Consider the following 6,615-nt stretch of genomic DNA (forward strand, 5'->3'; position numbering starts at 1 on the left):
AGATGGTAGTGGAAGGGGAAATGATGAGAAGATTAAAAATTTTTTTGTTATTTTTGGGGATAATTTCTAACATATTATTTTCTCAAAACATAGAAACCAATTTGTTAGCAGTATCATCTAATAGATCTAATAGAACCAATACAAAAAGATCGAGAAAAGTATTAAAAGAAAAAGTAAAAGAATCTAAGTTTCTTAAATTTGATAACTCAAAGAAAATAAAGTTGATTTTAAGTGCAGATAGTAAAAATAACTTTGAAAAAGAAGAAAAGAAATATAAAGTAACTGCTGAACATAACATTAATTTTTCTACAAAACTGTATGAATTATTAAAATTATCAGGTGGAATTAGTTTTGGAAATAGTATTAAACCTAAAAGTTATTATGCAGCATTCGGATTAGATTTTAAAGAATATGGAGATATAGAAGTAGCTTTAAGATCGGAAAAAAAGGTAGATTTTAAATATGTATATAATAGAAAATTTAATGATTTAGATGTTGATGTAAAGATATTATATAGTCTATTTAGTTCAGAACGTAAATTGGGTGATAAAGAAATAGAATATTATTATGGTTTAGATACTAATTTTGGGTATAATTTAGGATACAATTTTAGATTATTAACAGATTTAGATATGAGGATGTCTATTTTTATTACAGATAAAAAGAAAAAATTAATTCCGTATGATTTTTTAATTGGTGCAGGAATAGATTACAAAAATAATATTATAGCAGGAGTATATGTAGGTCACTATAACACAAGAAGAGTCCAATTAGATAGAGTAGGAATCTTTAAATCTTCAGAGTATAATAAAGGGTTTAGATTTAGAACTTATTTAGGTTATGAATGGGAAAAGAATTTAAGTGAGAGTAGTAAAATAAGTTTTATGGGTAAGTTAGGTGCTAATATAGAAAAGAAACTTTATAATAATCTGTCTGTCATTGTAATTGAAGATAATAAAAAAGACACAAATAATAGCCACGATGATTCTTTTGCAACATTAAATCCGCAATTAAAGTTAGAATATAAATTTAATGATAGTTTGAACATTGAAATGGAATATGTTTCTAGCATAGATTTTGATATGAAAGGATATCAAAAAAGTTCAAATACAATAAGAGCAGGAGTGAAATATACATGGGAAAAATAAGTTTGAGAAACAAGGCGATTATAGGTATATTAACTTTGAGTTCTTTGTCAAGTTTAAGTAGAAATTTTGTAAAAAATTTATATCTTAAAAATAACAGTGAATTAACGTTAAAACATAAGGTAAAAGAACTTCCAACTATTAAGGCTAGTTCTGGAATAGGTTCCCCAAATGAAAAGGAGGTTACATATAAAGCTAGTGATAACCTAAGCATAGGAGCATTAGTAGGTAAAAATAAAGATCTTTTCATATATTTGGGTGGAGAGATAAATAAAGAAAATCAAAAATTAAATTCAATATCAAATTATCCTAATGGTAAGGTAAATGTGGGATTAGGATTTAAAAGAAAAATAAACGAACATATAGAAGTAACATTTAATGGTGGATATCAATATATGGGTGGTATGGAAGAAAATGTAAAAGAGGGATTAAAATTAAGAGGATTATGGGATAAAAAATATGATAATGATGAGAAAGCAAGAAAAGAATTTTATCATTCTCAGGGATTAAGACTTAAAGATGATGAAGTATTTGCAGCAGTTATTTTAGATCTAAATTATGAATTTACTAAATCAAAGTTAGGAATTATATATTCAACTGAAGACTTATACGCTGGAAAAGCTAGAATTGAAAGTTTTGTGGAATTAAATCAAAAAATAGGTAAACTTAATGTAGGAGTAAATTTAAATCATAAATTAAAGTCTGATTTTGAATTGGTAGATAGATTAGGTAGATTGAAAGCTGATTTAATATTATCAAGTAAATTAGGGAATTTAGAACTAAAAGGTAAAGTGTATACTAATATAGGATCTTTAATAAGAAGTTACAAAAATAGAATGGTTGGAGGAGAAGCTTCACTATATTATACGGGAAATAGTTTTAGTTTTAAAAGTAAATTGAATCATGAAACTGTATATGATTATAGTAAAAATAAGAAAGAAAGAAATACGAGTGGAGAATATGTTAATAATATTCCAATTCACGGTAAAGAGCCAACTGAAAAATTATTATACAAACAAGAACTTTTGGTTGATTTAGGTTATAAAAATAATACGTTAAAATTTAATTCAGAAAATAAATTGAAGGGTAATGTGTTTACAAATACAAATGGTACTATTAAAATAGATCAAGATAAATATAAAAATGGCAAAGATTCTAATAAAGATCACACAGTATTTTCAATATATACAAAAAATGAAGTTGAAAATAAGTTAGGACCTCTTAATTTAAGAATAGAATCTAAGTATAGATATAATATGGAACTTAATGATAGTACTCTAAAACATAATCATTTAGCTTTAGGAGGGTTTGGGTTAACTTATGAGAGTAGCACAAATAAAGTTGATTCAAAAAATAATGTTGATTTAAGGTATTTAAACTCTTATGAAGGTAGTGAATATCACTCTACAATAATAGCTTGGTCTGACAATAAAATAGATTATAGAGTTAATGATAGAATAAAATTAACTGGAGAATTAAATTTAACTAGCTCAAATAAATTTGATTTATCATTAAAAAAAAGATTAGAGATACTTGGATTAATGGATACAAAAGGTATAGTTGAATCTAGAATAGGTAATAAAGTAGAACTTAAAAATGAGATAGGATTAAATGCTCTAGTGTTATTTGATTATGAAAAGGATAATCATGATAATAATTCTATGATGGTATCTACTGAATCACAACCTACAATGAATTTAAGACTTACAAAAGATAAAGTATTAGAAAATTTATTATTAGATACTACTCATCATTATAAGATATACACTAAAAATAGAATAAGCTATAAGGTAAAAGAAGGAATAAAAGTTATAAGTAATTTAGGAATTACATTTACAAGTGCTTATTCTTCTGATAAGTTATATTCAGTATTAAAGGATATAAAGAGAAAACAAATAGATGAAGATGGAATAGTAGGTATAAGTGAAGAAGATAAGAAAAAGGTAGAACAAGAAAAGAGAGACTTTGAAGCTAATGATGCTTTAGAGAGAATATCAATAAATCCAGGTTTAGAAGCTGAATTTAAGTTTTTAAATGATGGATTAGTGATAAAACCTAAGGCAGAAGTTTCTATAAACTTTGATAATGAAAAGCCTACTTATAAATATAAATCTATAAGTGCTAAAGCAACTTTAAATGTTGATTATAGATGGTAATTATGAAGATGTTGAATAATTTAATTATTTGACATCTTTTTTATTTTTTATAAACAGCATATATTTTGTTGACAAACACAACCAAATACTATATAATTACTGCGTACAGTAAATATTACTGTGGTTGGATATATGTTTAAATTATTGTAATTTCTACTTTAAATGATAACATTTAGGGTAGTTTTCTTGTGTTTTTTATTGTTAGAACGTCGATAGAACCACGAGGGAATATAGACTTAAAAAATGAGTAGGAATATTATCACGATGATTTAACTATATATGAATATTAAAATAAGTTTGGGAGGAGGAAATATGCCTACAATTAATCAATTAGTAAGATTTGGTAGAAGCACATCTGAAAAGAAAAAGAAATCACCTGCGTTAAAAGGGAATCCACAAAAAAGAGGTGTTTGTGTAAGAGTATATACAACTACACCTAAAAAACCTAACTCAGCGTTAAGAAAAGTTGCGAGGGTTAAATTAGTTAATGGTATCGAAGTTACTGCATACATTCCAGGAATTGGACATAACTTACAAGAACACTCTATAGTGTTAATTAGAGGGGGAAGAACTAAGGATTTACCAGGGGTAAGATATAAGATAATAAGAGGAGCACTTGATACTGCAGGAGTTGTTAATAGAAAACAAGCTAGATCAAGATATGGTACTAAGAGACCTAAATAAATATAAATCGTGAAGATGAAGGAGGCAAATCGTGTCAAGAAGAAAACAAGCTAAGAAAAGAGATGTTTTACCTGATTCAAAATTTAATGATATCATAGTAACTAAATTCATTAATGGATTAATGATAGATGGTAAGAAATCAGTTGCAGAAAACATTTTTTATTCAGCATTAGAAGAAATTGAAAAAGAAACGAATGAATCAGGATATGAAATATTCAAAAGAGCTATGGAAAATGTGAAACCACAAGTAGAAGTTAGATCAAGAAGAATCGGAGGAGCTACTTATCAAGTTCCAGTAGAGGTTAGAAAAGAAAGACAACAAACTTTAGCTATTAGATGGTTAGTAAAATACACTAGAGATAGAAAAGAATATGGAATGATACTTAAACTTAAAAAAGAATTAATTGCTGCTGCAAATAATGAAGGTGGATCAATTAAGAAAAAAGATGACACTTACAAAATGGCAGAAGCTAATAGAGCATTTGCTCATTACAAATGGTAATAATAGGAGGAAATAATGGCTAGAAAGGTTGCTTTAAAAGATACTAGAAATATAGGTATCATGGCACATATAGATGCTGGTAAAACAACTACAACAGAAAGAATCTTATTCTATACAGGAGTTAACCATAAATTAGGAGAAGTTCATGATGGAGCTGCTACTATGGACTGGATGGAACAAGAACAAGAAAGAGGAATTACAATTACATCAGCAGCAACTACATGTTTCTGGAAAGGGCATAGAATTAACATTATAGATACTCCGGGCCATGTTGACTTTACTGTTGAGGTTGAAAGATCTTTAAGAGTATTAGATGGAGCAGTCGCAGTATTTTCAGCAGTTGATGGTGTTCAACCTCAATCAGAAACAGTTTGGAGACAGGCTGATAAATATAACGTACCAAGACTTGCATTCTTCAATAAAATGGATAGAATTGGTGCAAACTTTGATATGTGTGTAAACGACATCAAACAAAAATTAGGTGGAAATGGTGTACCTATACAATTACCTATAGGAGCAGAAGATGCTTTCGAAGGAGTAGTTGATTTAATAGAAATGAAAGAATACATCTTTACTGATAAACAAGGTGAAGATTATAAAGTTGTTGATGTTAGAGATTCATTACAAGATGATGCAGAACTTGCAAGAAATCATTTAATTGAATCAATAGTTGAAACAGATGATGAATTAATGGAAAAATACTTTGCTGGAGAAGATATTTCAGTTGAAGAAATAAAAAGAGCATTAAGAATAGCTACAATAGCAGGAACAGTTGTTCCAGTATGTTGTGGAACTGCATTTAAAAATAAAGGTATCCAACCCCTATTAGATGCTGTAGTAGCATATATGCCTTCACCAGTTGATATTGAAGCAGTTAAAGGGATAGATCCTAAAACAGAAGCAGAAATTTCAAGAAAACCTGCTGATGAAGAAAAATTCTCAGCATTAGCATTTAAAATAGTTTCAGATCCATTCGTAGGAAGATTATCTTTCTTCAGAGTTTATTCAGGAGTATTAGAAAAAGGTTCTTATGTATTAAATTCAACTAAAGGTAAAAAAGAAAGAATGGGAAGATTACTTCAAATGCACGCTAACAAAAGAGAAGAAATTGATGTAGTTTATGCAGGAGATATAGCTGCTGCAGTTGGATTAAAAGATACAACTACAGGAGATACATTATGTGCTGAAGATTCTCCAATCATATTAGAAAGAATGGAGTTCCCAGAACCAGTTATCTCAGTTGCAGTAGAGCCAAAAACTAAAGCTGACCAAGAAAAAATGGGAACAGCATTATCTAAACTTGCTGAAGAAGATCCAACTTTCCAAGTTAAATCTGACCAAGAAACAGGACAAACTATAATAGCAGGTATGGGAGAATTACACTTAGAAATAATTGTAGACCGTATGAAGAGAGAATTTAAAGTTGAAGCTAATGTAGGTAAACCACAAGTTGCTTACAGAGAAACTATAATTGGTTCTTCTGATGTTGAAGAAAAATATGCAAAACAATCTGGAGGACGTGGACAATACGGACATGTTAAGATTAAAGTTGAAGCAAATGATGGAAAAGGGTATGAATTTATCAATGAAATTACAGGAGGAGCAATTCCTAGAGAATATATTCCAGCTGTAGATAAAGGAATAAAAGAAGCCCTTGATTCAGGAGTTTTAGCTGGATATCCAGTACAAGATGTTAAAGTTACACTATATGATGGATCATACCATGAAGTGGATTCATCAGAAATGGCATTTAAAATTGCAGGATCTATGGCAATGAAAAAAGCTTTAAGAGCTGCAAATCCTATCTTACTTGAACCTATATTCAAGTTAGAAATTACAACACCTGAAGAATACATGGGAGATGTTATAGGAGATTTAAACTCAAGACGTGGAACTGTATCAGGAATGAATGATAGAAACAATGCAAAAATCATTTCAGGAGGAGTACCTCTATCAGAAATGTTTGGATATGCAACTGATTTAAGATCAAAAACTCAAGGAAGAGCAACATATTCAATGGAATTTGAAAAATATCAACAAGTTCCTAAAGCTTTAGCAGAAAAAGTTATTGCGGAAAGAACAGGAAAATAATTAACTAAAGGAGAAAATAAAATGGCAAAACAAAAAT

At 28.8% G+C, this 6,615-nt stretch carries 5 protein-coding genes; all 5 read left to right on the plus strand.

Annotated features, from left to right (window positions below):
- Positions 1 to 1,148, plus strand: a 1,148-nt coding sequence (locus BUE91_RS04505) for a hypothetical protein (RefSeq protein ID WP_073508087.1), incomplete at its 5' end; no start/stop codon positions are given.
- Positions 1,136 to 3,301, plus strand: a complete 2,166-nt coding sequence (locus tag BUE91_RS04510) for a hypothetical protein (RefSeq protein ID WP_083573777.1) — start codon at positions 1,136 to 1,138, stop codon at positions 3,299 to 3,301. The genes BUE91_RS04505 and BUE91_RS04510, both read left to right, overlap by 13 nt.
- A gap of 312 nt (positions 3,302 to 3,613) precedes the next feature.
- Complete coding sequence (rpsL, locus tag BUE91_RS04515; protein ID WP_012858232.1) at positions 3,614 to 3,985, plus strand: 30S ribosomal protein S12; 372 nt, start codon at positions 3,614 to 3,616, stop codon at positions 3,983 to 3,985.
- 31 nt (positions 3,986 to 4,016) lie between these two features.
- Positions 4,017 to 4,487 carry a 30S ribosomal protein S7 gene (gene rpsG / locus BUE91_RS04520; protein WP_066901594.1) on the plus strand — a complete coding sequence of 157 codons (471 nt, stop codon included), beginning with the start codon at positions 4,017 to 4,019 and terminating at the stop codon, positions 4,485 to 4,487.
- Positions 4,488 to 4,502: 15 nt separating this feature from the next.
- Positions 4,503 to 6,578 carry an elongation factor G gene (fusA, locus tag BUE91_RS04525; RefSeq protein ID WP_073508088.1) on the plus strand — a complete coding sequence of 692 codons (2,076 nt, stop codon included), beginning with the start codon at positions 4,503 to 4,505 and terminating at the stop codon, positions 6,576 to 6,578.
- The last annotated feature ends 37 nt before the right edge of the window (positions 6,579 to 6,615 follow it).

It is taken from the genome of Streptobacillus notomytis, assembly GCF_001902585.1.
Classification (GTDB): domain Bacteria; phylum Fusobacteriota; class Fusobacteriia; order Fusobacteriales; family Leptotrichiaceae; genus Streptobacillus; species Streptobacillus notomytis.